The 24,123-nt window shown below is 70.4% G+C and carries 27 protein-coding genes; 14 read left to right on the top strand and 13 right to left on the bottom strand.

Translation table 11 applies throughout. The features are described from left to right. Positions 1-231: 231 nt before the first annotated feature. Positions 232-675 (top strand): cupin domain-containing protein, encoded by a 444-nt coding sequence (locus AC4BDD_RS30160; protein ID WP_490688650.1) that lies wholly within the window; start codon positions 232-234, stop codon positions 673-675. Between the two features lie 54 nt (positions 676-729). On the opposite strand, the gene AC4BDD_RS30155 is transcribed toward AC4BDD_RS30160, so the two are convergent. The 5 genes from AC4BDD_RS30155 to AC4BDD_RS30135 all read right to left on the bottom strand — a co-directional run bounded on the left by AC4BDD_RS30155 (position 730) and on the right by AC4BDD_RS30135 (position 5,254). After that, positions 730-1,467 carry an ABC transporter permease gene (locus AC4BDD_RS30155; RefSeq protein ID WP_490688649.1) on the bottom strand — a complete coding sequence of 246 codons (738 nt, stop codon included), beginning with the start codon at positions 1,465-1,467 and terminating at the stop codon, positions 730-732. Further along, positions 1,464-2,372 (bottom strand): ABC transporter ATP-binding protein, encoded by a 909-nt coding sequence (locus AC4BDD_RS30150; protein WP_490688648.1) that lies wholly within the window; start codon positions 2,370-2,372, stop codon positions 1,464-1,466. Before AC4BDD_RS30150 ends, AC4BDD_RS30155 begins: the two co-directional genes overlap by 4 nt. Before the next feature lie 171 nt (positions 2,373-2,543). Further along, positions 2,544-3,365 (bottom strand): tyrosinase MelC2, encoded by an 822-nt coding sequence (gene melC2 / locus AC4BDD_RS30145; protein WP_490688647.1) that lies wholly within the window; start codon positions 3,363-3,365, stop codon positions 2,544-2,546. Positions 3,366-3,428: 63 nt separating this feature from the next. After that, the gene (melC1, locus tag AC4BDD_RS30140) at positions 3,429-3,854 is read right to left on the bottom strand and encodes an apotyrosinase chaperone MelC1 (protein WP_490688646.1); all 426 of its coding nucleotides are present in this window, start codon (positions 3,852-3,854) and stop codon (positions 3,429-3,431) included. Between the two features lie 341 nt (positions 3,855-4,195). Beyond that, positions 4,196-5,254: an aldo/keto reductase gene (locus AC4BDD_RS30135; RefSeq protein ID WP_490688645.1), complete on the bottom strand. Its 1,059-nt coding sequence runs from the start codon at positions 5,252-5,254 to the stop codon at positions 4,196-4,198. 96 nt (positions 5,255-5,350) lie between these two features. Between AC4BDD_RS30135 and AC4BDD_RS30130 the strand changes: the two genes are divergently transcribed. Continuing rightward, positions 5,351-5,980 (top strand): TetR/AcrR family transcriptional regulator, encoded by a 630-nt coding sequence (locus AC4BDD_RS30130; protein WP_490688644.1) that lies wholly within the window; start codon positions 5,351-5,353, stop codon positions 5,978-5,980. An 83-nt stretch (positions 5,981-6,063) separates the two neighbouring features. Here AC4BDD_RS30130 and AC4BDD_RS30125 read toward each other — a convergent pair whose 3' ends face one another. Further along, positions 6,064-6,594, bottom strand: a complete 531-nt coding sequence (locus tag AC4BDD_RS30125) for a GNAT family N-acetyltransferase (RefSeq protein ID WP_490688643.1) — start codon at positions 6,592-6,594, stop codon at positions 6,064-6,066. A gap of 41 nt (positions 6,595-6,635) precedes the next feature. Further along, positions 6,636-7,181, bottom strand: coding sequence for a phospholipase A2 (locus tag AC4BDD_RS30120; protein WP_490688642.1), 546 nt, complete (start codon positions 7,179-7,181; stop codon positions 6,636-6,638). Between the two features lie 236 nt (positions 7,182-7,417). On the opposite strand from AC4BDD_RS30120, the gene AC4BDD_RS30115 reads away from it, so the two are divergent. From AC4BDD_RS30115 to AC4BDD_RS30105, 3 genes are read left to right on the top strand one after another with little or no spacing between them, the layout of a single operon-like run. After that, positions 7,418-7,870, top strand: a complete 453-nt coding sequence (locus AC4BDD_RS30115) for a DUF3995 domain-containing protein (protein WP_490688641.1) — start codon at positions 7,418-7,420, stop codon at positions 7,868-7,870. After that, positions 7,851-8,372 carry an RNA polymerase sigma factor gene (locus AC4BDD_RS30110; RefSeq protein WP_490688640.1) on the top strand — a complete coding sequence of 174 codons (522 nt, stop codon included), beginning with the start codon at positions 7,851-7,853 and terminating at the stop codon, positions 8,370-8,372. Before AC4BDD_RS30115 ends, AC4BDD_RS30110 begins: the two co-directional genes overlap by 20 nt. After that, complete coding sequence (locus AC4BDD_RS30105; RefSeq protein ID WP_490688639.1) at positions 8,369-8,821, top strand: hypothetical protein; 453 nt, start codon at positions 8,369-8,371, stop codon at positions 8,819-8,821. The genes AC4BDD_RS30110 and AC4BDD_RS30105 overlap by 4 nt, the downstream gene beginning before the upstream one ends. A gap of 41 nt (positions 8,822-8,862) precedes the next feature. On the opposite strand, the gene AC4BDD_RS30100 is transcribed toward AC4BDD_RS30105, so the two are convergent. Then, complete coding sequence (locus tag AC4BDD_RS30100; protein WP_490688638.1) at positions 8,863-9,213, bottom strand: GvpU-like protein; 351 nt, start codon at positions 9,211-9,213, stop codon at positions 8,863-8,865. Positions 9,214-9,216: 3 nt separating this feature from the next. Between AC4BDD_RS30100 and AC4BDD_RS30095 the strand changes: the two genes are divergently transcribed. Next, positions 9,217-9,342: a hypothetical protein gene (locus AC4BDD_RS30095; protein WP_490688637.1), complete on the top strand. Its 126-nt coding sequence runs from the start codon at positions 9,217-9,219 to the stop codon at positions 9,340-9,342. A gap of 22 nt (positions 9,343-9,364) precedes the next feature. Here the strand turns inward: AC4BDD_RS30095 and AC4BDD_RS30090 are convergent, their stop codons facing one another. After that, positions 9,365-10,234, bottom strand: a complete 870-nt coding sequence (locus tag AC4BDD_RS30090) for a LysR family transcriptional regulator (RefSeq protein WP_490688636.1) — start codon at positions 10,232-10,234, stop codon at positions 9,365-9,367. A gap of 114 nt (positions 10,235-10,348) precedes the next feature. Here AC4BDD_RS30090 and AC4BDD_RS30085 point away from each other — a divergent pair, with 114 nt between their 5' ends. Beyond that, positions 10,349-10,765: a nuclear transport factor 2 family protein gene (locus AC4BDD_RS30085; protein WP_490688635.1), complete on the top strand. Its 417-nt coding sequence runs from the start codon at positions 10,349-10,351 to the stop codon at positions 10,763-10,765. Between the two features lie 117 nt (positions 10,766-10,882). Next, positions 10,883-11,485, top strand: coding sequence for a GNAT family N-acetyltransferase (locus tag AC4BDD_RS30080; protein WP_490688634.1), 603 nt, complete (start codon positions 10,883-10,885; stop codon positions 11,483-11,485). A gap of 36 nt (positions 11,486-11,521) precedes the next feature. Here AC4BDD_RS30080 and melC2 (AC4BDD_RS30075) read toward each other — a convergent pair whose 3' ends face one another. The 3 genes from melC2 (AC4BDD_RS30075) to AC4BDD_RS30065 form a co-directional block, all read right to left on the bottom strand. Next, the gene (gene melC2 / locus AC4BDD_RS30075) at positions 11,522-12,340 is read right to left on the bottom strand and encodes a tyrosinase MelC2 (RefSeq protein ID WP_490688633.1); all 819 of its coding nucleotides are present in this window, start codon (positions 12,338-12,340) and stop codon (positions 11,522-11,524) included. Between the two features lie 37 nt (positions 12,341-12,377). After that, positions 12,378-12,893, bottom strand: coding sequence for a tyrosinase family oxidase copper chaperone (locus tag AC4BDD_RS30070; protein ID WP_490688632.1), 516 nt, complete (start codon positions 12,891-12,893; stop codon positions 12,378-12,380). Between the two features lie 489 nt (positions 12,894-13,382). Further along, positions 13,383-14,441 (bottom strand): PP2C family protein-serine/threonine phosphatase, encoded by a 1,059-nt coding sequence (locus tag AC4BDD_RS30065; protein ID WP_490688631.1) that lies wholly within the window; start codon positions 14,439-14,441, stop codon positions 13,383-13,385. Between the two features lie 297 nt (positions 14,442-14,738). Between AC4BDD_RS30065 and AC4BDD_RS30060 the strand changes: the two genes are divergently transcribed. Together AC4BDD_RS30060 and AC4BDD_RS30055 are read left to right on the top strand one after the other, a co-directional pair. Then, positions 14,739-17,612: a SpoIIE family protein phosphatase gene (locus AC4BDD_RS30060; RefSeq protein ID WP_490688630.1), complete on the top strand. Its 2,874-nt coding sequence runs from the start codon at positions 14,739-14,741 to the stop codon at positions 17,610-17,612. 195 nt (positions 17,613-17,807) lie between these two features. Beyond that, the gene (locus tag AC4BDD_RS30055; RefSeq protein WP_490688629.1) at positions 17,808-18,950 is read left to right on the top strand and encodes an ABC transporter substrate-binding protein; all 1,143 of its coding nucleotides are present in this window, start codon (positions 17,808-17,810) and stop codon (positions 18,948-18,950) included. Positions 18,951-19,066: 116 nt separating this feature from the next. Here AC4BDD_RS30055 and AC4BDD_RS30050 read toward each other — a convergent pair whose 3' ends face one another. Beyond that, a complete protein-coding gene (locus AC4BDD_RS30050; RefSeq protein WP_490688628.1) occupies positions 19,067-19,723 on the bottom strand; it encodes a GNAT family N-acetyltransferase in 657 nt (218 codons plus the stop codon). Between the two features lie 166 nt (positions 19,724-19,889). Between AC4BDD_RS30050 and AC4BDD_RS30045 the strand changes: the two genes are divergently transcribed. From AC4BDD_RS30045 to AC4BDD_RS30030, 4 genes are all read left to right on the top strand, one after another. Beyond that, the gene (locus AC4BDD_RS30045; protein WP_490688627.1) at positions 19,890-20,177 is read left to right on the top strand and encodes an acylphosphatase; all 288 of its coding nucleotides are present in this window, start codon (positions 19,890-19,892) and stop codon (positions 20,175-20,177) included. Between the two features lie 306 nt (positions 20,178-20,483). Then, positions 20,484-21,224 (top strand): phosphatidylserine decarboxylase, encoded by a 741-nt coding sequence (locus AC4BDD_RS30040; RefSeq protein ID WP_490688626.1) that lies wholly within the window; start codon positions 20,484-20,486, stop codon positions 21,222-21,224. A gap of 27 nt (positions 21,225-21,251) precedes the next feature. Beyond that, positions 21,252-22,211 carry a dimethylarginine dimethylaminohydrolase family protein gene (locus AC4BDD_RS30035; protein ID WP_490688625.1) on the top strand — a complete coding sequence of 320 codons (960 nt, stop codon included), beginning with the start codon at positions 21,252-21,254 and terminating at the stop codon, positions 22,209-22,211. Positions 22,212-22,307: 96 nt separating this feature from the next. Further along, positions 22,308-24,104 (top strand): ABC transporter ATP-binding protein, encoded by a 1,797-nt coding sequence (locus tag AC4BDD_RS30030; RefSeq protein ID WP_490688624.1) that lies wholly within the window; start codon positions 22,308-22,310, stop codon positions 24,102-24,104. The last annotated feature ends 19 nt before the right edge of the window (positions 24,105-24,123 follow it).

Raw genomic sequence — 24,123 nt, 5'->3', positions numbered from 1 at the left:
GATCGAGCAGACAGGTTCACCGCCCGAGGAGATGCCCCGATGGCGCCCCCGGCACGCACCGGGTGCCGGCTTCTCGATCGGTCAGGCCGCGGCCACCCGGGAGGTTCGGCTCCGCGTCCGCCATGCCCGCGAGCGGATCGATTTGCCATAACGGCAACAACCGTTGTCGCTTGCGGCACGGTCGTCACAAGCTGGTCCGGCCAAGGCAATCGAGAACCGGGAGGCTGCACGATGACTCAGCACGAAGGCACGGGGACCGCACCGGGCTCTGGTGACGACGCGCCGCTGAACAACCGCGTCCATCACATCCGATCCGGCAACCTGGACGGCTACGCCGCCATCAGCGGCGGCACCGTCGGTTCGAGGAAGCTCTGGATGGGGCTGGTGGAGAACCCGCCGGCGAGCGCGACGGACAACCACCATCACGGCGATTCGGAGGCGGGGATCTTCGTGGTCAGCGGCCACCCTGTGTTCGTCTACCACGACGGCACCCAGGAGGTACGGCTCGCCGCCGGTCCGGGCGACTTCTTCCTCGTCCCGCCGTTCGTCCCGCACCGGGAGGAGAACCCCGACCCGGACGAGCCCGCGGTCGTCGTGATCGCCCGGACGACGCAAGAGCCGATCAAGGTCTCCGTGCCCGAGCTGTACCAGCTCAAGGAGACAGACGCGCGGTAGGGAGAAGACGCGGAGCGGCGAAGCGGGGACGCCGGGCCCGCACGGGGCCCGGGGTCACGCCGTACGGCGGCGCAGCGTCGCCGCGCCCAGGCCGAGTACCAGCACCGCGCTGCCCGCGATGACCGCCACGTCGCGGTAGAAGTCGTCCGTGACGGAGTCATGCAGGAGAAGTTCGGTCATGCCGTCCACCGCGTAGGACATGGGCAGGACGTTGGAGACCGCTTCCAGGGCCGGCTGCATGGAGTCCCGGGGCGCGAAGAGGCCGCACAGGAGGATCTGCGGAAAGATCAGCGCTGGCATGAACTGGACGGCCTGGAACTCCGTGGCCGCGAAGGCGCTGACGAACAGCCCGAGGGCGGTGCCCAGGAGCGCGTCCAGCACCGCGACGATCAGCAGCAGCCAGGGGGACCCGGCGATGTCGAGGCCCAGCGCCGAGATGGCGACGCCGGTGGCCAGGCCGGCCTGGAGGACGGCCATGAGGCCGAAGGCGAGAGCGTAGCCGAGGATCAGGTCGGCCTTGCCGAGCGGCATCGACAGCAGGCGCTCCAGGGTGCCGGTGGTCCGCTCCCGCAGGGTGGTGATGGAGGTGATGAGGAACATCGACACCATCGGGAAGATGCCGAGCAGCGAGGCGCCGATGGAGTCGAAACGCCGGGGGTCGGAGTCGAAGACCCAGTGCAGCAGGGTCAGCAGGGCGACGGGGATGAGCAGCAGCAGACCGATGGTGCGGGGGTCGTGGCGCAGTTGTTGCAGTACCCGGCGGGCGGTGGCGAGGACGCGCTGAAGGCTCATGGGCCTGGCTCCCGTCGTCGGTGTGGTGCCTGGTCCGGGTCCTGCGGCCGTTCTTCCTCGCGTGCCCCGGCCTCCACCAGGTGCAGGAAGGCAGCCTCCATCGTCTCCGTACCCGTGTGGCGGCGCAGCTCGTCCGGGCTCTCCCCCGCCGTGAGCAGTCGGCCGTCGCGCATGAGCAGGAGGCCGTCGCAGCGCTCGGCCTCGTCCATGACGTGCGAGGAGACCAGGAGCGTCACCCCGCTGTCGTGCGCGAGGCGGCGGAAGAGCGTCCACAGGTCGCGCCGGAGTACGGGATCCAGGCCGACGGTCGGTTCGTCCAGCACCAGCAGTTCGGGGCTGCCGAGGAGGGCGACGGCGAGCGAGACGCGGCTCAGCTCGCCGCCGGAGAGGTTGCCGGTCAGGGAGTCGGCGTGGCCGGTGAGGTCGACTTCGGCCAGCACCCGCTCGATCTGGTCCTGGCGTTTGTCGCGGGGCGCGAGGACCGCCGCGTAGTAAGCGAGGTTCTGGCGCGCGGTCAGGTCGAGGTAGACGGACGGGGATTGGGTGAGGTAGCCGATGCGGTCGCGGAGCGGGGCGGAGCCCGCGCGGCGGCCCAGTACGTCCAAGGTCCCGGTGACCCTGGCCTGGGTGCCGACCACGGCGCGCATCAGAGTGGACTTTCCGCATCCGCTGGGGCCGAGGAGTCCGGTGACACGGCCCCGGGGAACGGTGAAGTCGAGGCGGTCGACGACCGGGCGGCCGCCGCGCTCGACGGTCAGTCCGCGGGCGAGGATGGCGGGCCGATCCCCCTGGTCACCGGGCTGGTTCCCGGGCTCGTGGGGTGGATCCCCCGGGGCGTGCGGCGGTTGGCGCGGCGAGGACGGTGGCCGGGACGGGGGCGGGCTTCTCCGGAATTTATTCACCATATGCTGAATATCTCTCCCCCGGTGCCGCGCGTCAAGCGGCGGCGCCCAGCGGCACGGCGCACCCGGAGGAACCACCCGCGCGGGCGGACGGACCGCGCATCCGCGGTCCGGACGGACGCCCCGCCGGGGTGGACGGACCGCGCGCCCGGCCACCCCGGCGCACCCCAGGCGTCAGCGGTCGTAGGTGTAGAACTTCGTGTGATCCAGCACGTCGGCCGGGGTCACGTCGTTCCAGGGCCGCATGGTGTCGTTGAGGTCCACGACATCGGCGGTGCCGCCGGTCGGCAGATAGCCGGAAGTGGGATGGAGCCGCTGCCAGTCGGCCCACAGTTTGTCGATGAAGGCGTGGTGCAGCCAGAAGACCGGGTCATTGGGTGAGGCGCCGGTGGCCATCTGACCGCCCACCCACACATGGACGCGGTTGTGGAGGTTGACGCCGCGCCAGCCCTCCAGGTGATTGCGGAAGCCGTTGGACGCGCTGTTCCAGGGCGCCATGTCGTAGACGTTCATGGCGAGGACCGAGTCGACCTCGGCGCGCGTGGGCAGGGCGCGGGTGCCCGCGCCCAGCTCGCGCTGCAGGTAGGGGCGGCTGTCGGCCGAGACCTTGATGGCCCACTGGCCCGTGGAGTACGAGAACGGACCGGTCGTCACCTGGGCGTCGCGGCTGCGGCCGCTGCCGCCGAGGAAGTCGGGGCCCCACAGGGACGCGGTGGTGGTGCGGTCGGCGGTCCAGTCCCAGTAGGGCAGCGTGACCGAGGAGTCGATCTTCTGCAGTTCCCGCTCGAACTCCAGCAGGAAGCGACGGTGCCAGGGCAGGAAGGAGGGGGAGCGGTGGCCGACGCGGTCGCTGTCGTCGTGGTCGCTCATGATGAACGCGTTGTGCGTCCGCACGAAGTCGTCGTAGCGGCCGCGCTTCTTGAGCTCCAGCACGGCGCCTATGAAGGCGCGCTTCTCGGTCGCGGTGAGGGTGGCCTGGTTCTTGCGCACTGCCATGGGTGGTGCGGTCCTTTCGTGTACGGCTCGGTGCTGTGACGTTTCGCCTCGGGCAGTGCCGGCTCAGGTGGAGAAGGACAGGACCGGGTTCATCGCGATGGGCACGAGGGTGGCGCCCTGGAGCTTGTCGACGGCGGCGCGAGTCAGGGAGAGCGGATCGCGGTACGGCTGGTAGTGGTTGATGACGCTGATCCAGGTGGAGTCGGCATTGCGCATGACGTGCAGTTCCTGGCCGTCGATGGTCACCGAGTAGCCGCCGTGTGCCGCGTGCTCCCCCTCGGCGGGGCGCCCTGTGATGCGCCGGCCCTTGTACGTCTCGTCGAACGGGGCCGGGGCGTGGCCGCCGTGCCCGTCGTGGCCGGTGTGGTCCGTCGCCCCGGCAGCCAGGGCGCTCGGCGCGGCGGTCAGCACGGCACCGGCGGCGATGACGGCGGCTCCTCGGAGCGTGACGCGGCGGGTCACGCCGGACGCTGCGGCATGGGAAGGCATGCGGAAGTCCCCCTCGGGAATCGTTGGACGGAAAAATCGCTGAATGTCACGTTTGCGGCGGTAGCCGGTTGTATTTCGTGATCAATCCGCGCGAGTCCGGATGCTTGCACGACCGCGAGGGGGACAGAGAACGACAGTTCCCAATGCGGACATTGGGCCTATGAATGATGAACTAGCTCTATAGAGGTTGTTTCGGGTGCGGCCACCCGCGGGCGGTCACACCCGAAACATCTCCGTCAAAAAGTGATCTTGACCGAAGGATTTTGCGTGTAGGGCACCGATCGGTGACCCACCTCACGCTGTGAAGATGGCGTGAACATGAGTATCGCGGGAGGGGCCGTTCACTCCGCCGGGGCGGAACGGTGCGGGAACAGCGGGGGGTTGAGGCGGGCGAAGCCCTCCTGCCGCTCATAGGGGAAGTACGGGTACGGCGCCGGCTTGCCGCTCGCCGCGTCCAGCTTCGCCACCTGCTCGCCGGTCAGTTCCCAGCCCACCGCGCCGATGTTCTGCCGGAGCTGCTCCTCGTCACGGGCGCCGACGATGACGGTGGCGACCGTCGGGCGGCTGAGCAGCCAGGCGATGGCGACCTGCGGAATCGTCTTTCCGGTCTCTTCGGCGACCTCGTCGAGCGCGTCCACCACCCGGAACAGGTGCTCGTCCTCCACCGGCGGCCCGTAGTTCGCGGTCTGGTGGAGCCGGCTGCCGGCCGGCAGCGGGCGGCCACGGCGCAGCTTGCCGGTGAGGCGTCCCCAGCCGAGCGGGCTCCACACCATCGCGCCGACGCCCTGGTCGAGACCGAGGGGCATCAGCTCCCATTCGTAGTCGCGCCCGACGAGGGAGTAGTAGACCTGGTGGGCCGCGTACCGCTGGTATCCCCGCCGGTCGGAGGCGGCGAGCGACTTCATCAGCTGCCAGCCGGAGAAGTTGGACACCCCCGTGTAGCGGATCTTCCCGGCGCGCACCAGCTCGTCGAGGGTGGCGAGCACCTCCTCGACCGGGGTGGCGGCGTCGAAGGCGTGCAGTTGGAAGAGGTCGATGTAGTCGGTGCCGAGCCGGCGCAGGGCGTCCTCGGTCGCCTTGATGAGGCGGGAGCGCGAGGTACCCGCGTCGCCGGGGCCGTCCCCCATCGGGAGGCCGGCCTTGGTGGAGATCAGCACCTCGTCGCGGCGGCCCTTCACCGCCGCCCCCAGCACCTCCTCGGACGCGCCGGACGAGTACACGTCCGCGGTGTCGAACATGGTGATGCCCGCCTCCAGGCAGATGTCCACCAGCCGGCGCGCCTCCTCCGGGCCCGTGGTGCCCCAGGCGCCGAAGAGCGGCCCCTGTCCGCCGAAGGTGCCGGCACCGAAGCTCAGAGCGGGAACCTTCAGGCCGGACGCGCCCAACTGCCGGTACTCCATGGTCGATCCCTCCGAAGAAATTAACGGGACGGGCGTCCCTTTAGGATGGGATCAACGTAGCAGACGATCCCGAGTTAATGGAACTGGAGACCCGTTATGACGAGCGAGGGTGCTGAGCCCGGGACCGTGCGCCCCGGCGGACGGACGGCGCGGGTGCGCGCGGCGGTGCTGGAGGCGGCCGGTGACGCACTCGCCGAGCAGGGTTTCGACCGGCTCGACCTCGCCGACGTCGCGCGCCGCGCGGAGGTGGGGAAGACCACGGTGTACCGCCGCTGGGGCACGGTGGCCGGACTCGTCGCCGATCTGCTCGGCGACATGGCCGAGCAGTCACTGCCCCGCACCGACACCGGTTCGCTGGCCGGCGACCTGAAGGCCAACGCCGAGTTGGTGCGGCGCACTCTCTCCGACCCCCGCCAGGGAGCGCTCTTCAAGGCGGTGATCGCCGCGGCGACCACCGACGCGCGGACCGCGGAGGCGCTGCACCGCTTCTATGGGACCCGCGTCGCGGAGTGGGCCCCGTGTGTGCGGCAGGCCGCCGACCGCGGCGAGGTGCCGGAGGAGACCGACGCGGCCGAGGTGATCCGCGCCGTCTCCGCCCCCCTGTACTACCGGCTGCTCACCACCGGTGCGCCGCTCGACGAGGCGGCGGCGGAGCGCGCCGCCGAGGCGGCGGTGGCGGCGGCGCGCGCCGGGGTCTACGTGCGCCGGAAGCAGTCGCAGGAATGACGCCCGCCCGGGCGGCGGGGCCCACGAGGTTCAGTGTCGCCGCGCCGACAGCCGCGCCGCGAGCCGCGCTGCCGGCCGCGTCGTCAGCCGACCCGTCGGGCCAGCACCTGCCCCGGCCAGGAGTCGGAGAGGAAACGGTCGGTGGGGGTGAAACCGTTGCGCTCGTAGAACGCGACCAGCTCGCCCCCGCCGCCCGCCCAGCAGTCGACCCGCAGCAGCTCCACACCGGCCCGCCGAGCCTCCTCGGCGGCATGGGCGAGCAGCGCCGCCCCGATGCCGCGACCGGCGTTCCGTCGGTCGGAGATCAGGAGCCGGACGTACCGCTCGGGCTCCTCGGCCGGCGCGATGGGCATGTTGGGGCTGGGCCCGACGTCCAGCACCAGGGCTCCGACGGGCGCCCCGTCCGACTCCGCGATGAACGGCGAGTTCTCGGTCAGGTACCGCTCGACCCGCGCCACCCCGTCGGGCTGCTGCGAATACGGTGTCGTGCCCCACTGCTCGGTGTTCCCGCGGTCGTTCATCCAGACCACCGCGGAGTCGAGCATGTCCAGAATCGCCGGTGCGTCGGCCAGGGTGCCCGGCCTGATTCGTATGCCATCTGTGCTGTCGTTCACGGCGGAAGCGTAGGCCCTGCCCGGCGGATCATGTGACCGCCTCAGGTCCGCGTCGCTGCCTCGGAGTCAAAGGCGGATTCTCCGTACTGCCGCACGAACTGGTACATCAGATGTGCCGCGCCAGGGCAGTTGGGCAAGGCGTCCGGCTGGTCGCGGCAGATCCGGAGCATCTCCTCGAGGAGGCGGTCGTCGATGGCGTTGCGCCGGGCTTCGACGGGATCCAGGCGCAGGCCCTGTCCGCCGTAGTTGCGGTAGCCGAAGTCATGGATGACGCATGCGTCATGGAAGAGCTCGGCCCACGGGAGAGGGGTGGGGCGCGAGCAGCCGTCGGTGCTCCAGTCGAAGGGCTCCTCGCGCCGCTGCGCGTACGCGGGAAACTCCCGGTAGCTCCTCGCCATGAGGAAGTCGGCCCGCTCGCGCACGCGATCGCTTGGCCCGGCCTGCGCCACCGCGGACGCCGCCCTTGACGCGGCGTCGGACGCGGCCGCGGGTGCGGCATTCGGCGATGCGCCGATCAGGAACGATCCGCAGAGGGTGAGCCCGGCGAGGAACCGTGACGCACCGCGCCGTCGGGTGTGGGGTCTCATGCTGCTCCGATCCGGAGGTGCGGGTGCCAGAATGACAGGGCGTCACTACTGAGTGTAACGGCAAGGTGACGATATGTAACTCAGGCTGACTCCTCGCGTGCCCGCGGGGGCAGGCCCGTGTGCCGACCGGCAGGTCCTCGAGCCCGACGAAGAATTCCGGTACTCCCGATGGAACGTTTCGGCTGGACGGCTCCTCTGGTGGGTGACGGATTCCCGAAGTCTCCGCAGGAGTACTCATGTCGTACCGGCCCGACACCCCCGCACCGACCCGCGCCGCCGCGCTCGTCACCTCGGTACTCACCGCGGATGCGCTGCTCCACCTGTACTGGACGACCGGCGCCACCTGGCCCGCGGCCGACGACGGGAGCCTGTCCCAAGCGGTGCTCGGTACGGACGTGCCGTTCACACCGCCGATCCTGCTCCCCCTCGTCGCCTGCCTCCTCACCGCCGCCGCCTTCGTCCTCGCCTGCCCCCGCCACCCCCGCCACCCGGTGCTCCGCCTCGGCACCCTGGCCGTGGCCGCGGGGCTCTCGCTGCGCGCCCTCGCGGGGATCTACTGGCTGTTCGCCAAGGAGACCGGCACCGCCTTCTACCGGCTCAACCTCGCGCTCTACACCCCGCTGTGCGCCGTCCTGGCCCTCGCCGCCCTGCGCGTGGCGCGGTGGAAGGATGAGGCCCGTGCCCGATGAACGACCCGGTGACCGGACGGTCCGGCTCGTGCGAGCCGCCCAGCGCGGCGACACCCTCGCCATGGCCGAACTCCTGGACCTCCTCGCCCCGTACGTGGGCCGCGTCTGCGCCTCCATCGCCCTGGGCCAGGGGGCGGACGCGGCGCAGGAGGCCCTGGTCGCGGTCTTCAAATCGCTGCGAACCCTCAAGGACCCGGCCGCCCTGCACGGCTGGGTGCGTGCCATCGCCGTGCGCGAGGCGGTCCGCACCGCGCACCGCGCCGCCCGCACCGTGCCGGCCGACCTCAGCGCACTCCCGGCCCGGGGCGACCCCCAGCTCTCCGCCGACATCAGGGACGTACTGGACAGGCTCTCCCCCGAGCATCGCGCGGTGCTGATGCTGCGTGACGTGGAGGGCCTGGACGAGCGCACCGCCGCCGCCCTGCTCGGTGTGCGCACGGGCACCGTCAAGTCGCGGCTGCACCGGGCCCGCGACACCTTCCGGAAGGCGTGGACGTCATGAACGAGTTCTGGCCCACCAGCGACCTCGACCCCGTACGCCGCCTGCACGCGCTGGCCGCCGGCATCCGCGGCGCCCATGTGACCGAGGCTCACGTCGACGCGCCCTTCGAGCGGGTCTGGTCCCTGCTGGGCGACCTGGAGGGCGGGTTCGGAGAGGTGGTGACCGACATGGAGCGGCTGCGCGTCGTCCGCCGGCAGGGCGAGCGCGTCGAGGCGCTGGCGCGCAGCAGGTACGGGATGCGGGCCCGGCTGCGCGGGGTGCACCGGCCGGGCTGGTGCTGGCTGCAGAGCCGGTTCCTGCTGATCGGTGTGGCGGCGGCGCCCGAAGGCGCGGGCACCCGGGTGGCGTTCACCGGGGGCGTGCGGCTGCCGTCCCGCGCCGCCCTGATCCCCCTGGGCGTACGTCGTGAGGGCAGCCGCAGCGTGAAGAACCTGACGGCCCTGCTGTGAGCCGGACAGCGTCTTCCCTCTTCATGGGGAAGGAGCCGAAGTCAGTAGCGCACACTCCATGCGCTCACGGCGGAGAGCGGCACCCGGAAGGACTCGCCCAGCGCGGCGGGCAGGCTGCTGGACCCGGAGATCAGCTGGCAGCCCTGGAGGTGGAGGAACGCGGGCGGATAGTCCAGGGGCTCCGCCGCCTCCCGCGCGAAGTCCTCGGCGAAGCGTTCGTCGGGCAGATCGGCGTCGCTCAGCCGGCCGGCGATGTGCGTCGCCCAGTGCCGGCGCGCGGCGAGGCGGCCCGCGATCACCACGCCCTCCGTCACGACCGTGATGCGCGGGCCACCGCCTTCCATTTCGGTCCGGTTGATCAGGTCGATGAGGAGTTGGTCTTGTATGGCCATGCCATGACTGTAGTGATCATCGGAAGGCGGTGCTGCGTGGTGATCGCCTCCGGAGGGCTGCTGCTGGTGACGGGCGTCGAGCTCGGGCTCGTCCTCGGCGAGCCGGAGCCGGCACCGAGCCGCGCCTGACGGGCCGCCAAGGGAACAGCGCTCAGCGGATCAATTCGCGGAAGCGGGTCACCAGCGGGTTGCTCGCGTTGCGGCGCCAGACGAGGAAGTTGGCGGTGGTGGCCCCGGCGAGCGGGCGCGGGGTGACGCCGGTGCGGTGCAGCACGCGGTAGGAGTCGGCGAGCACGGCGGCGCCGAAGCCCGCGGCGGCCAGCGCCAGAAGCGTCTGCACCGTACGGGCCTCGGCGGCGACCCGCGGGACGACCCCGGCCTGCCGGCACAGGGCGGCGATCTCGTCGAACGACAACGGCGAGGCTTCCCGGGGCCACAGCACCAGCGGCACCTCGCCGAGTGCGGTGAGCGGCAGCTCGTCATCGCCCGCGGCCAACGGGTGTGCGGCGGGGAGGAAGAGCGTGAAGGGCTCCCGCCACCACTCCTGCACGGCGAGCCGTTCATCGTGTGCGGGCAGCCGCTGCACGGCGAGATCGCAGCGGCCCTCCAGCACCTCGGCGGACATCCGGGCGTCGTCGAAGCTCTCCACCAGGCGCAGCTCGACGTCGGGGAGCGTCTCGCGGGCGGTGCGCAGGGCGGCGCCGAGCGGGCCGTTGATCCCGGACCCGGCGAAGGTGATGGTCAGCCGCCCGCACAGCCCCTGGGCGGCCAACCGCACGTCCTCCTGCGCGGCGTGGGCCTCGGCGAGCATCACCCGGGCACGGGCGAGCAGCGCCTCGCCCGCCGGGGTGGGGGTCATACGACGGCCCTCGCGGCGGAAAAGCGGGGTGCCCAGGCGGCGTTCGAGGTCGCGCAGTTGGCGGCTGAGCGTCGGCTGGGTGATGTGCAGGCGCTCGGCGGCGGCGAGCAGGGTGCCGGTTTCGGCGATGGCGACGACGTAGCCGAGGACTCTGAGCTCCATGTATGCCTCCCAGGCAGGCATTATCTGCTCAAGACTGCCTTGCGGGCAAAACAGGGCGCGGGCAGGGTGGATCACGTCAGGCAGCAGACCCACCACAGAGGAAACGAGGACCTTATGACCACCTCCACCCGGCCCACCGCACTCGGCACCGTCGAGGCGTACTTCGAGGCACTCGGCCACGGCGACATGGACGCGGTGTTCGCTCTGCTCGACCCGGAGGTCGAGTGGTTCGTCCCCGGTGACGCCGCGCTGGTGCCCTGGGCGGGGCGGCGCACCGGGCACGCGGCGATGCGCGAGTGGTTTCCCCTGCTCGCCGGCGCCGGGGAGCGGCAGGACTTCGAGTTGTACGGGATGACGGCGCTCGGCCCGGACCAGGTTCTGGTCAACGGCCGGTTCGTCTTCCGCATGCACGCCACGGGTGCGGTCTACGACGACGAGTTCGTCATGCGCTTCACCGTCCGCGACGGGCGCATCACCGCATACCGCATCTACGAGGACTCCCTGGCTCTCGCCCGCGCCTACCGAGGCTGAACGGGCCGGCCGGCCAGGCCACCGGCCCGCCGCCCGGTCACCCCCGGCGGGCCTGGGACCTGGGTAATCGGCAGAACGACCGATGTGCCGGAAGATCGTGGAGCCTACGTTGGCCGCATGCGATCACCGAACACACCCAAGCCGATCGAGACCGGCGACACTCCTGAGATCACGCACATCCTCGCCCGCGCCTTCGCCGACGATCCGATGATGCTGTGGCTCTTCCCCGACGAAGAGGGGCGCCAGGACCGTCTCGCCCAGTGGTTCGACGTCATGCTCGGGCAGAAGTACGGCCCACTGGGCCACTGCGAACGCACCGACACCGCGGCGGCGTTCTGGACACCGCCCGGCACGGTCGAGCAGCACCCGGACGAGGCGACGCTGGCGCGCATCAACGGATTGCTGGGCCGGCACGCGGCCCGGCTGGGAGAAATGCTGGAACTGGTCGGAAAGGCAACGCCCCAGGAACCCCACTGGTACCTGGCGGTGCTCGGCGCCGACCCGGCCGCCCAGGGCAACGGCCACGGCAGTGCCCTGCTGCGCTCGGGACTGGCCAAGGCCGACGCGGCCGGGCTGCCCGCCCACCTCGAGTCCTCGAAGCACACCAACATCGCCTTCTACAAGCGATTCGGCTTCACCGTGCGGGACGAGATCCTCATACCCGGGGGCGGCCCGGCACTCTGGTCGATGTGGCGGGAGGCGCGCCCCAGGGGGGTGTGACAGGCAGCGCACGCTGGTGCTCGGGCCGGCGTCCGGTCAGCGGTAGGTGTAGAACCGCGTGTGGTCGAGCATGTCCTGCGGCGTGACGTCGTTCCAGGGCTTCATCGTGTCGCGGAGGCCGATGACGTCGCGCGGGGCCGAGGTGGGTGCGTAGCCGGCGGACGGATGCAGCCTCTGCCAGTCGGCCCATAGCTTGTCGATGAAGCAGTGGTGCAGCCAGAAGACCGGATCGTTCGGTGAGGCCCCGCTGGTCATCTGACCGCCGACCCAGACGTGGACCCGGTTGTGGAGGTTGGGGCCTCGCCATCCCTCGAGGTGGTTGCGGAAGCTGTTGGACCTGCTGTTCCAGGGGGCGGCGTCATACGTGGGCATGGCCAGTACGGCGTCCACCTCGGCGCGGGTGGGGAGTTCGCGGGTGCCGACGCCCAGCGCCCGCCGCAGGAAGGTCCTGCCGTCGACCCGTATGTTCATCGGCCAGTTTCCGCCTGCGAAGGCGAACGGTCCGGAGGTGACCCGGCCGTCTCCGCTGCGGCCGTCACCACCGAGGAAGGTGTCCGCCCACAGCGAGCTGCCGGGCGTCCGGTCGACCGTCCAGTCCCAGTAGGGCAGCGTGACGGAGGGGTTGACGCTCTGCAGCGCCTGCTCGAACTGGAGCAGGAACCGGCGGTGCCAGGGCAGGAAGGACGGTGAACGGTGTCCGGTTCGCTCGCCGTCGTCGGTGTCGCTCATGATGAAGGCGTTGTGCGTGGTGATGAACTCGTCGTAGCGGCCCTGACGTTTGAGTTCGAGGACCGCGTCGACGAAGTCCCGCTTCTCGGCGGCCGACAGGTCTGCCTGGTTCTTGCGGTCTGCCACGGCGACGATCCTTTCGGTGGGGGTGCCGAGCGCGGTCTCAGACGGTGACGGGCACCAGTGATGCCCCGTGGAGGTCCCGTACGGCGGCACGGGCGGCGTCGCGTGGTGTGGGGTGCTTCTCGTAGTGGTCGATGACGCTGATCCAGGTGCCGTCGGCGTTCTGCATCACATGCAGATCGTCGTCGTCGACGCGGACGGTGAACTCGACGAGCGCCTGGCCGTCGGCCTCGGTGGCGTGCGCGCGGCCGGCGGCTCGGCCACGACCGGCATGGCCGCCGCGGTCCCCGTCGTGACCGTCTCCGTCGTGACCGTCGTGCCCGTCGTGCCCGTCGGCGGGCCAGCCCTCTATGTGCCGGCCGAGGTACATCTCATCGAACGCCTCCGGTACCTCGGTGGCGCTCTCGGCGGAGCGGCGGGGCGGGCCGGTGCGTGGGCCGTGCGGACTGTGCGGCGAGGCGTTCGCTGTCACGACGGTGGTCTGGCCGGCGAGCGCGGTACCGGCCGCCACCACCATGAACCGTTGGACCATGTCGCGGCGGGTGAGACGTGGCACGGTCTGCTCCCTTCTGTCTGTCCACCGCGGGCGGGAAGGTCCGCGGCAGGAACGTTTCCGTTGAGGCGGAACGAGATCGTCCCGTTGCCCGTGTCGCCACATGCTGGCAGCGGTGGACGGTTACGGAGAGGGAGGCCACGAAGCCTTGGACAGAAGGAGACAACATGGCATGAACAGTGCATCGTTCAATGGCTGAGATCTTCCCGGCGAGCCTGCCGACGGCCCGGAACAGACGGAAACTCGGGCCGTGAGACCGCCTTTGTCCGCAGATCTTCCGGTCGGGCGCCGTCGGGGCGCGGCTCGGCCGACCCGGCAACTCGACGTGAATGCACGGGCGATTCGAGGGTGCCTGGGTAGGCGCCCTGGTTTTGGGGCCGGGCTCAGCTACACCATGGGCGGCGGCGCCTGGTGATGTGAGACGGGAGTCCTGGCGCCGCGCCACCCCGCCGACGGCCCGGTGCGACGCCACGCGGGGCGGCGGTCCACGGGCTAACGGGGCTGACCCCCCTGGCCGTCAAGCGACTCCGCGACGGCGGACAAGCGCACGGCGAGGGCGGCGATGTCGTCATCGAGACGCCCTCTGCTGTAGTGGAGGAGGTCATGGTGGAGAGCGTCGAGCAGCTCGCGGGGCCGCCCCGGGGCCTGCCGTCCCAACCAGGCCGCCACCGGGAAGAACTCGCCGTCGCGGTCGCGGGCCTCGGCGACACCGTCGGTGTAGAGGAACAGCAGGTCCCCAGGGGCGAAGGCGAAGGTGTCGACGGTGTAGCGATCACCGATCAGCTCCGCGAGGTTGAGCAGCGGCGAGGGGTCGGTGGGCTCCAGGACACGGAGCTCGGCGCGGCTCAGGAGCAGCGGCGGGGGGTGTCCGCAGTTGAGGATCCCGATACTGCCGCCCCCGTAGGGGATCTCGGCGAGAAGCGCGGTCGCGAAGCGCTCCATCATGCCCTCGGGGGGAAATGCGGCGTTGTAGCGGTTGCTGCTGGCCTCCAGGCGACGCGCGATATTGACCAGGTCGGCCTCGTCGTAGGCAGCCTCCCGGAATGAGTTGACCATCGCCGCGGCCGAGCCCACCGCCGGCAGCCCCTTGCCCCGCACATCCCCGATGAGCAGCCGGACCCCGTACTCGGTGTCGACCACCTCGTAGAAGTCGCCGCCGATACTGGCCTCCGCCGCGGCCGCGAGATACAGCGCCTCGATCTCGACGCCCCCGAAGCGGCGCGGCATCGGACTCAGGACCACTTGCTGCGCCGCGTCGGCGACGAGCCGGACCTGGAAGAGCGTCTGCTCCCGCTGGAGCCGGACATGGCTTCCGTACGCGGCCGCCACGGTGACGGCGACGATTCCCCCCGCCGTCCACCACGTCCCCAGGCCGGGGAAGACGAGGCCGAGGCCGATCATGAGGAGAAGGCAGACCGTCCCCAGCAGGATGGTGGGGAGCACGGGCCACATGGCGGCGGCGAGGGCCGGCGCTGCGGGCAGGAGCCGGCTGAAGGCCAGTTCCGGGGGTGTGGCGTACGCCAGGCTGGCGATGACAACGGTAAGGATCACCGGAGACAGCAGAGTAAGTGGCCCCCGGCCGTGGCGACGACGGAGGCGCAGCCGTCCAGGCTTGATCACACTTCGCAGGATATCCATGCAGAGCGGACATGGCGCTTTAGGCGGTGTCCGGTGGGTCTCCGCCGAGTCGCGAGGTGAGCCGGAGCCGGCCGCCGACCCCCGAACGGCGCACCCACCACCCCCGGACGGTGCGCCCACCGGGCGATGGCCGGCAGTCCGTCTCGTCCGGGCCGCCGCGCACCTTGGCCGATCCCTACCGTGATCACCCGAAAGCGATAGAAATAGGTTATGCGTAGCCTTCTGGGTCAGACCTGGCGCAGGGTGCTCCACACGTCGAGGAGCGTCCATGTGCCGGGCCGGCCTCCTCGTCCGGGAGGCGGCGAGCGCGGGCTCCAGGAGTCCGGCCGGCCCCGCCGCCAGGACTCCGCGCGGGTGCCGCGGCGCCTGCGCTCGCGCTTGAGCGTGCGCAGCCTCGCCGGCGAGGTGTTCCTGCTGCAGCTGGTGGTCGTGGTGCTGCTCGTCGCCGCCACTCTGACGGCTCTGGTCGTCCACGCGCGGAGCGAGAGCAAGGACGAGGCCCAGCACCGGACGCTCGCCGCCGCCCAGACGTTCGCGAACTCTCCGGGAGTCCTGGCGGCCCTGGACAGCCCCGACCCGACCGCGGTCCTGCAGCCGCGGGCCGAGGCCGCCCGGAAGGGCGCCGGTGTCGACGCGATCATCGTGTACCGGCGCGACGGGATCACGCTCACCCACAGTGACCCGCGGCAGATCGGGAAACGCGTCATCGGCCCCTTCGCGGAGGCAGCGGCCGGCAAGGCGTTCACCAGGACCTTCGAGGGGACGCTGGGGCTTTCCGTGGTCTCGGTGGTCCCCGTGAAGAATGCCGACGGCTCGGTTGTCGCCCTCGTCGCGGTGCCGGTCACGGTCGAGAAGGTGCAGGACCGGGTGAACCGGCAGCTGCCGGTGCTGTTCGGCACCGCGGGCGGGGCTCTCGCGCTCGCCGCGGGCGGGGCCGGCCTGGCGAGCCGACGGCTGCGGCGGCAGACGCATGGCCTGGGCCCGGCCGAGATGACCCGGATGTACGAGCACCACGACGCGGTTCTCCACGCGGTCCGGGAGGGCGTGCTGATCATCGGGGGCGACGGCCGGCTGCTGCTGGCCAACGACGAGGCCCGGCGGCTGCTGGACCTGCCGGTGGACGCGGAGCGGCGCCACGTCACCGACCTGGGCCTCGCCGAGGCGGCCGTCGAGCTGCTGTCCTCCCCCCGCACGGCCACCGACGAGGTGCTCCCGGCCGGTGACCGGCTGCTGGCGGTCAACAAACGGCTCACCACGCCCCATGGGCCGCTCAGCAGCGTGGTGACGCTGCGTGACACCACCGAGCTGCGGGCGCTCTCCGGCAGGGCGGAGATAGCCCGTGAGCGGTTGAAGCTGCTCTACGACGCGGGTATGCGGGTCGGGACCACCCTGGATGTGACACGCACGTGCGAGGAACTGGCGGAGGTGGCGGTCCCCCGGTTCACCGACGTCGTGACGGTCGAGTTGCTGGACTCGGTGCTGCGCGGTGAGGAACCGCCCGGCGCGAGCACCGAGATGCGCCGCACCGCGGTCGTCGGGCTGGATGGCGACCACTCCCTCTACCCCGTCGGTGATCTGATCCGGTTCGCTCCCAACAGCCCCGTCGCCGTCGGGGTGACCGGCGGCCGCGCCGTCCTCGACGCGGACCTGAGCACCTCCGACGGCTGGCGGGCCCAGGACCCGGAACGGGCCCGGCGAGTGCTGGAAGAGGGCATCCACTCCCTGATCTCCGTGCCGCTGCGGGCCCGGGGCATGGTGCTGGGAGTGGCGAACTTCTGGCGGGCGGGCGCCTCTCCACCGTTCGAAGAGGAGGATGTGTCCTTCGCCGAGGAGCTGGCCGCTCGGGCGGCGGTCTGCATCGACAACGCCCGCCGCTACACCCGCGAGCACGCCATGGCCGTCACGCTGCAGCGCAGCCTGTTGCCCCGCGAGCTGCCCGAGCAGACCGCGCTGGAGGTGGCGCACCGCTATCTGCCGGCGAAGGCCGGGGTGGGCGGCGACTGGTTCGACCTCATCCCGCTGTCCGGTGCCCGGGTCGCCCTGGTGGTCGGCGACGTCGTCGGCCACGGCCTGCGCGCCGCGGCCACCATGGGCCGGCTGCGCACCGCCGTGCACAACTTCTCCACCCTGGACCTCCCCCCTGACGAACTGCTGAGCTATGTGGATGAGCTGGTGACCCACATCGACACCGAGGAGACCGCCGAGGAGGACTGGCAGGGGATCACCGGGGCCACCTGCCTGTACGCGATCTACGACCCCGTCTCCGGGCAGGTGGCCGCCGCCACCGCCGGTCACCTGGGGCCCGCCGTGGTCGATCCGGATGGGACCGTGGGCTTCCCCGAGGTGCCGGTCTCCCCGCCGCTGGGCCTGGGCGCCGGCCTGCCTTTCGAGAGCACCGAGCTGACCCTGCCCGAGGGCTCCCGGCTGGTGCTCTACACCGACGGGCTCGTCGAGGACCGCGACCGCGACCTGGACTCCGGCCTGGAGGCCCTGCGCGGTGCCCTCGCAGGACCCGACCGCACCCCCGAGGCGACCTGCGCCGCGGTGATCGAGGCGATGCTTCCCGCCCGGCCCCGCGACGACATCGCACTGCTGGTGGCCCGGACCCGTCGGCTGGGCCCCGCGCAGGTCGCCGAGTGGGACGTGCCTCATGACCCGGCGGCGGTGGCCTCGGTCCGCTCCGCCTGCGTGTCCCGGGTGACGGACTGGGGCCTGGAGCAGATCGCCTTCGCCACCGAGCTCATCCTCAGCGAGCTGATCACCAACGCCATCCGCTACGGCACCGAGCCCGTCACCGTGCGGCTGCTGCACACAGCGCCCATCAACGGCTCCGCCGCGGGCGCCCTCATCTGCGAGGTCGCCGACGGCAGCAGCACCTCCCCCCGCCTGCGCCGGGCCAAGGTCACAGACGAGGGCGGCCGTGGACTGTTCCTGGTCACCCAGTTCGCCCAGCGCTGGGGCACCCGCTACACCCCGACCGGCAAGATCATCTGGGCCGAACAGGCCCTCCATGACGGCGACGGCTCCGCCGGTGAGGGCATCGGTGAGATCGCCCCCGGCCTCTGGGACGACACCGCGTGGTGAGAAGCGGCCTCCCCCGCGCCTCACGCGACCGGCCCACAGCCTCCCGTCCCCCTCCCGTCTCCGCGCGCCTCACCAGCACCGATACGGTTCCCACCCCGCGGTCGTCGTACTGGGTACGCTGGCCTCGGTGACCGCTTCGCCGACGCGGCAGACCAAGGAGACAACAGAACCCTCTGTGACCTTCCAGGAACCATCGTGACCGCACTTCGTGCCCGGGCAGGGGTCGTCTCCGGTTGCCTCGCCCTCATCGCACTGGCCGTGAACGCCTGCGGCGGCGACACCCCCACCGCGACGCGCGAGAAGCCGTCGGCGGCCACCTCCGCCGAGCAGGTGGGTGGCATGGAGGCGCTGGCGGCCGCGGCCAAGGACGAGGGCACGCTCAACGCGATCGCACTCCCGCGCGACTGGGCCGGCTACGGCGCCCTGCTGGACGGCTTCGAAAAGAAGTACGGAATCGACGTCAGGGTGGAGAATCCTGAAGGCTCCAGCCAGAGCGAGATCGACGCCATCAAGAGGAACCGGGGTCGGGCAAACGCGCCCGACGTGATCGACGTCGGTGACATCTTCGCGCAGGACGCGGCCCGGCAGAATCTGCTCGCTCCCTACGAGGTCGCCCCGTACGGCTCGATCCCGAGCCGGCAGAAGGACCCCGAGTCCCGCTGGTACAACAACTACGGCGGCTACATCTCCATCGGCTGCGACGCCACGCGCGTCAAGACCTGCCCGCAGACCTTCGCCGATCTGATGAAACCCCAGTACAGGGGCAAGGTCGCGCTCAACGGCGACCCGACCCAGGCCGGCGCCGCCTTCGCCGGCGTGTACGCGGCGGCCCTGGCGAACAACGGGTCCTTCGACGACATCCAGCCGGGCATCGACTTCTTCGCCGAGCTCGAGAAGATCGGCAACTTCAACCCCGCCGAGTCCACCCCGGCCGCCATCACGAAGGGCGTCACACCCATCAGCATCGACTGGGACTTCGTCAACCTCGGCTACGCCGAGGAGTTCCGCAGCAAGGGTGTGGACTGGCAGGTCGCCATCCCCTTCGACGGCAGCTTCGGTCAGTACTACGCGCTGGCGATCAACAAGGACGCTCCGCACCCCGCCGCCGCACGCCTGTGGCAGGAGTACCTCTTCAGCCCGGAGGGCCAGAACCTCCGTCTCAAGGCTTACGCCCGCCCGGTGCTGGCGGACGCCATGGAGGAGGACGGCACCCTTGACGAGGCTGCCGCCGCCCGGCTGCCGACGGTCGAGGGCACGCCGCAGTTCCCGACCGAGGCGCAGTCGGCGAAGGCGAAGGAGCGGGTCGCCCGGGGCTGGGACAGCGCCGTATCGGGCTGAGATCCGAGTCGCCCCCCGCTGCCGGACACCCCCACCGGCGGCACTCTCGCCGTCCACCTGCGCGCCGCCTGCTCAGCCCTCCTGGAGAGCCTCACCCTGTCGACCGCCACGGAACCCTAGCCACCAAGAGGCGCGTCCAGGGAAGTGTCACGGATCAGGCCGGTCAGCGGGCCGTGCGTGCGCCAGCCCAAGGACTCGTACAGCGCCCGCCCTTCAGTCGTCGCGCCGAGCACCGCCGCCGTGGAGCCCGCGTCGACGGCGGCGTTGGCGAGCGCACGCATGACCAGGCTGCCGAGTCCCTTGCGACGGTGCGCCGGAGAGGTCTCGACCTGGTCGACAACGGCGGTGCGCCCGGCGGCGGGCACGGCGACCTGACCGCGGGCGGCGAACGCGCCGTCCTCGGCCAGGACGAGCACTCGGGTGACGCCACCCCGGCTCCAGGTGCGCATCCGGTAGCCGCCGGGAGCGGCGACCGAGGCCGGGTGCAGCCGGGTGGACATCAAGAAGCCCTCGCTGTCGAAGCGCCAACCGGGGGCCACCCACGGCGCGACGGTCTCCGGCGGCAGGAAGAACTTCAGCCAGGTGCCGGGGGCGGTGGCCGTCTCGGTGAGCTTGCGTATCAGCGGCTCGTCGGCGTCGGGCAGGACGTGCCGGGTCACCTGACCGCTCAGCCCCACGTCGACGGTGAGGCCCCACGGCTCCTCCTCGGCCGGCGCCGCTCCGCGCGAGACGACCCAGCCCTCGACCCATGAGCGAACGAGCTCCGCGTCCATCCACATCCCCCGTGTAATAGATCAAAGTGTTGTGTGATTATTACATGCCCCACTGCTTGAAAGACCGCTCCGTGCCAGATCCACCCCGCGCCGAGGGCCGCCCTGGATGCCGTGTCGCCGTGCCCCGCAACCGCTTCCGGCGGCCCCGGGACCCTACGATCCGGATATGGCTGTACGTCAGAGGGTGGTCGTGACCGGGGTCGTTCAGGGCGTGTTCTTCAGGGACACGTGCCGGCGCGCGGCCGGGGAACTCGGGGTGTCGGGATGGGTGCGGAACCTGCCGGGCGGCGAGGTCGAGGCGGTGTTCGAGGGCACCGAGGACGCCGTTGAGGCCATGGTCCGATGGGCCGGGCAGGGACCGCCGGCGGCGCGGGTGGAGCGGGTCGCCGTGACGGACGAGAAACCCGAGGGACTGGAGGGCTTCGCGGTGCGGTCCTCGCCGCACGACTACTGATCCAAGGCCGCCGCCTCGCAGGTGGCGGCCGGCTTTGTTTGACAGCCCCAAGTGGCAGTGAAAGAGTCCTTGTATAAGGCAAGATGCACTCATTGTCCGGCGCGGACCACTGCGCGTGGGGACACCGAGTCGGTCCGTGCGGCCATGCGCGTCACGTGCAGGCGCATCAACCCGGGGCTCTCCGGTTCCGGGTACCTGACGGACAGCCATGGCCGACGTGCCGGACATCCAGACCATGAGATCGTTCACCGCGGCCCTGCCCATCACCGGTCGTGTCGTGGTGCTCACCTCACGGCAGGGATTATCGTGAAAACGCTCGAAGCTTGGATGGACTCAGACGTTCTACCGTTGCGGGACAGACCACTCCCCTGGCTGTCCGAGAATTATTTCTTCCGGGATCCGGTCCGTGCGGCCTTCATCGACGACACATACTTCTTCTCGCCGGCCGATGGAATCGTCCTGTACCAGAAGGCAGTCAAGCCGGATGCCGACCTGCTGGACATCAAGGGCAAGGCATACACCCTGCGCCATGCGCTGCGGGATACCTCTTACGATAAATACAGCCTGGTCGTCGGGATATTCATGACGTTTTTCGACGTCCACGTGAACAGGATCCCGTTCTCCGGCCGGCTCTCGTACCGCGCGGTGAGCCCCATCCACACGTTCAACCACCCCATGCTGCCGACGGAGCGGATGATTCTGGACGCCCTGCGGGTCGACACCCGGAAGGCGGGCTACCTCCACCACAACCAACGGGTGGTCAACCGGATCGACGCCCCCACCCTGGGCAGGTCCTACTACGTGCTCCAGGTCGCCGATTACGACGTCGACTCGATCACGCCGTTCGGACTGGAGCAGAACCGCCCGTTCACGCAGGGGCAGCGCTTTTCCCAGATTCGCTTCGGATCGCAGGTCGACCTCATCATCCCGCTGTCCGGGGAATGGGAATTCACCCCTGTCGTTCCCACTGGCTGTCACGTGGAGGCAGGTCTCGATCCATTGGTGAAGATCGGGCGCGGCAGCCCGGGCGACCGCATCGGACCGTAAGGTGGAGGAGCCATGGAGGAGTCATCTATGACATCCGATGAATTCGGCTTCGAGCGGCCGGAAACACCTCCCCGAAATCCCACGCTCCTCGACCAGCCGGCCTTTCTGATGAACGCGCCGTTCTCCTATTCCACAGAGGTCGCCAACAACGTGTGGATGGAGGAGCTGCCGGAAGCCGAGCGGGCGCCCAACCATTTGCGAGCCTTCGCCCAGTTCTTCACGCTCTACAGCTACCTCGCCGGTGAGGCACTTGTCTATCTGCTGCCGACACCCCGCACCTACGGCCTCCAGGACCTGGTCTTCACCTCCAATCTGGGCATCGTCCTCGAGCACGTCCCCGGGGGCGACACGGTGGTGCTGTCCAATTTCACCAGCGAACCCCGGCGCGGCGAGACGGAAGTGGGAGTCCAGTTCTTCCGGTCGATGGGATACCGGACCTATGTGCCGGACACGAGATTCGAGGGGGAGGCCGAGCTGAAGCATCTGCACGACAACGTGTACGTGGGCGGGTACGGGCTGCGGTCGGAGCGAGAGACATACGACTGGCTCGAGCGCACCTTTGACATGAAGATCGTCAAGCTGCCGCTGACCGACCCGTACCTGTACCACCTCGACTGCACCGTCTTCCCGCTCACCAGCGAGCAGACCTTGGTGAGCACCGAGTTCTACACCCGCGAAGAGATGCGCGAGCTGGAGCGGCACACCGAGATCGTCGACGTGCCGGTGGACGCCGCCTATGCCGGGGCCTGCAACTGCGTCCGGCTGCACAACGTCATCGTCAACGCCTCGCACCTGCATGAACTTCCGGTCAGCGACAAGGACTACGAGTCCGAGGTCCTGAAGAACCGGACGCTGGAGGACATCGCCCGCAAGTTCGCCTTCGAGATTCAACTGATCAATCTCAGCGAGTACCTCAAGGGCGGCGCTCTTCTGTCGTGCATGGTGATGCACCTCAACCGGTTCTCCTACAGGTTCCAGTTGATCTGACCACCGGCGTATCTCTTGCGCGTTCAAGGACTCAAGAGGTTCGAGGGATTCAAAGAGTTCGAAGGGTTCGAGGAGAGGAACTTGACCGTTTCGGGCGTGGCAGACGAGCCGAAGGGCGCCGCAGACGGGAACGAGAACCCGCTCCTGGCGCTGTGGCGCCACACACACGGCTTCCGTGCCGCGCTCGCGGGTCTGGTCGCCCTGGAACTGCTGTCCAACGCCGCCGTGCTGGCAGAGCCACTGGTGGTCATCTGGGTACTGGACGCGCTGCAGGACGATGGCGCCCTCATCACGCCAGTGCTCACGCTGGGCGGGATCGCCGTCGTCGGCGTGGCGATGGCCGCTGTCACCGTGTTCCTCCTGGGCCGCCTCGGACAGCGACTGGTGCTCAGGATCCGGCGGGAGACGACGGACCGGATCCTGGACGGCCAGGTCACGGAGGTCGAGAGACTGCCCAGCGGTGACCTGCTGTCCCGGGTCGGCAGCGACACCACCCTCTTGCAGCAGACCCTGACCGAGGCGCTGGTGCGCGGCGCCGTCGCGCCCTTGGCTCTGCTGGCCGCGCTGGTCTTGATGGCCACCATCGACGGCCTCCTCACCCTGGTGCTGGTCGCGCTGCTGGCGGGCGCCACGATGGTCGAGTGGTGGGCGATCGGACGCCATTTCGAAGCCGCCGAGGCCACCCAGAGCCGGGTCGGCCGCATGCTCACCGCGCTGCAACGCGTCCTGATCGCCTTCCGAACGGTGAAGGCCTCCGCCACCCAGCCGGACGAGCGACGGCGGATCAACAGGGAGGCTGCCGCCGCCTACCGCTCCGGCGTGCGGACCGCCAAGTGGGCCGCCGTCGTGGATGCGGTCGGCCTCGGGGCGGTGGAAGTCTCCTTCCTGGTGGCCTTGGGTATCGGCTCGTTCCGAGTCTCCTCCGACCAGCTCACGCTGAGCGGTCTGGTGGCGTTCCTGCTGTACACCATGTATCTGCGCGAGCCGGTGGAGACGTTGACTGAGGCGGCCCCCTCTGTCTCGTCGGGCCTCGCCGCCGTCCAGCGGATCGAGCAGATCAGGAAGCTGCCGGTGGAGTGCGCCCTCGAGGAGGGCGAGGGTGCCCGCACCGCGGACACGCCGGGCGGAGGCCCGCGCGATGAGCGGGAGAGGGGAAACGTCGTCCTGGAGGACGTGTGGTTCGGCTATGACGGGACGGACGTGATCAAGGGGCTGTCGCTGGATCTCGGCCGCGGTCTGACCGTCCTGGCGGGCCCGTCGGGTGCGGGCAAGACCACGGTGCTGAGCCTGATCGAGCGGTTCGTCGACGCGGACCGCGGCCGTATCCGGTTCGACGGCCTGGACATACGGCACTTCCACAGGGGCGACCTGCGCCGAAGGCTCGCCTATGTGGAGCAGGAGTCGCCGCTGCTGGGCTCGACCCTGCGCCAGGCCGTCCTCTACGGGGCTTCCGGTGCCGGTGACGCCGAGGTCGCGGACGTGCTGAGCGCGGTCGGGCTGGACGACTGGATCGGCTCGCTCCCCCAGGGCCTGGACACTCCGGTGGGCGAGCGCGGCGTGACCATGTCCGGCGGGCAGCGGCAGCGCCTCGCGGTGGCCCGGGCCCTGCTGCGCCAGGCCGAAGTGCTGCTTCTGGACGAGGCGACCTCACAACTGGACGGCCGGAGCGAACGGGTGCTGTTGCGGACCATCGTCGAGAACGCCAGGACGCGCACGGTCATCGCGGTCACCCAGCGGCTTTCCCTCGCCGTTCACGCGGACCGGGTCATCGTGCTGGAGGACGGCCGTATCCGCGCGGTGGGCACACACCAGGAACTTCTCGACACCGATCCGCTCTACCAGGCGCTCGCCGCCTCCGACGACCACGTGTCGCCCTCGACGCCTTCGGGCTGAAGGACACCCCCCTGGTGCT

The organism is Streptomyces sp. JLBT605, from assembly GCF_058215555.1.
This window is presented reverse-complemented; position numbering and strand designations above follow the sequence as displayed.

Bases quoted from the DNA above. Each gene is read 5' to 3' on its own strand.
- AC4BDD_RS30160 (WP_490688650.1), top strand. From the start codon at position 232: ATGACTCAGCACGAAGGCACGGGGACCGCACCGGGCTCTGGTGACGAC.
- AC4BDD_RS30155 (WP_490688649.1), bottom strand. From the start codon at position 1,467: ATGAGCCTTCAGCGCGTCCTCGCCACCGCCCGCCGGGTACTGCAACAA.
- AC4BDD_RS30150 (WP_490688648.1), bottom strand. From the start codon at position 2,372: ATGGTGAATAAATTCCGGAGAAGCCCGCCCCCGTCCCGGCCACCGTCC.
- melC2 (WP_490688647.1), bottom strand. From the start codon at position 3,365: ATGGCAGTGCGCAAGAACCAGGCCACCCTCACCGCGACCGAGAAGCGC.
- melC1 (WP_490688646.1), bottom strand. From the start codon at position 3,854: ATGCCTTCCCATGCCGCAGCGTCCGGCGTGACCCGCCGCGTCACGCTC.
- AC4BDD_RS30135 (WP_490688645.1), bottom strand. From the start codon at position 5,254: ATGGAGTACCGGCAGTTGGGCGCGTCCGGCCTGAAGGTTCCCGCTCTG.
- AC4BDD_RS30130 (WP_490688644.1), top strand. From the start codon at position 5,351: ATGACGAGCGAGGGTGCTGAGCCCGGGACCGTGCGCCCCGGCGGACGG.
- AC4BDD_RS30120 (WP_490688642.1), bottom strand. From the start codon at position 7,181: ATGAGACCCCACACCCGACGGCGCGGTGCGTCACGGTTCCTCGCCGGG.
- AC4BDD_RS30115 (WP_490688641.1), top strand. From the start codon at position 7,418: ATGTCGTACCGGCCCGACACCCCCGCACCGACCCGCGCCGCCGCGCTC.
- AC4BDD_RS30110 (WP_490688640.1), top strand. From the start codon at position 7,851: ATGAGGCCCGTGCCCGATGAACGACCCGGTGACCGGACGGTCCGGCTC.
- AC4BDD_RS30105 (WP_490688639.1), top strand. From the start codon at position 8,369: ATGAACGAGTTCTGGCCCACCAGCGACCTCGACCCCGTACGCCGCCTG.
- AC4BDD_RS30100 (WP_490688638.1), bottom strand. From the start codon at position 9,213: ATGGCCATACAAGACCAACTCCTCATCGACCTGATCAACCGGACCGAA.
- AC4BDD_RS30095 (WP_490688637.1), top strand. From the start codon at position 9,217: ATGACTGTAGTGATCATCGGAAGGCGGTGCTGCGTGGTGATCGCCTCC.
- AC4BDD_RS30090 (WP_490688636.1), bottom strand. From the start codon at position 10,234: ATGGAGCTCAGAGTCCTCGGCTACGTCGTCGCCATCGCCGAAACCGGC.
- AC4BDD_RS30085 (WP_490688635.1), top strand. From the start codon at position 10,349: ATGACCACCTCCACCCGGCCCACCGCACTCGGCACCGTCGAGGCGTAC.
- AC4BDD_RS30080 (WP_490688634.1), top strand. From the start codon at position 10,883: ATGCGATCACCGAACACACCCAAGCCGATCGAGACCGGCGACACTCCT.
- AC4BDD_RS30060 (WP_490688630.1), top strand. From the start codon at position 14,739: ATGCGTAGCCTTCTGGGTCAGACCTGGCGCAGGGTGCTCCACACGTCG.
- AC4BDD_RS30050 (WP_490688628.1), bottom strand. From the start codon at position 19,723: ATGGACGCGGAGCTCGTTCGCTCATGGGTCGAGGGCTGGGTCGTCTCG.
- AC4BDD_RS30045 (WP_490688627.1), top strand. From the start codon at position 19,890: ATGGCTGTACGTCAGAGGGTGGTCGTGACCGGGGTCGTTCAGGGCGTG.
- AC4BDD_RS30035 (WP_490688625.1), top strand. From the start codon at position 21,252: ATGACATCCGATGAATTCGGCTTCGAGCGGCCGGAAACACCTCCCCGA.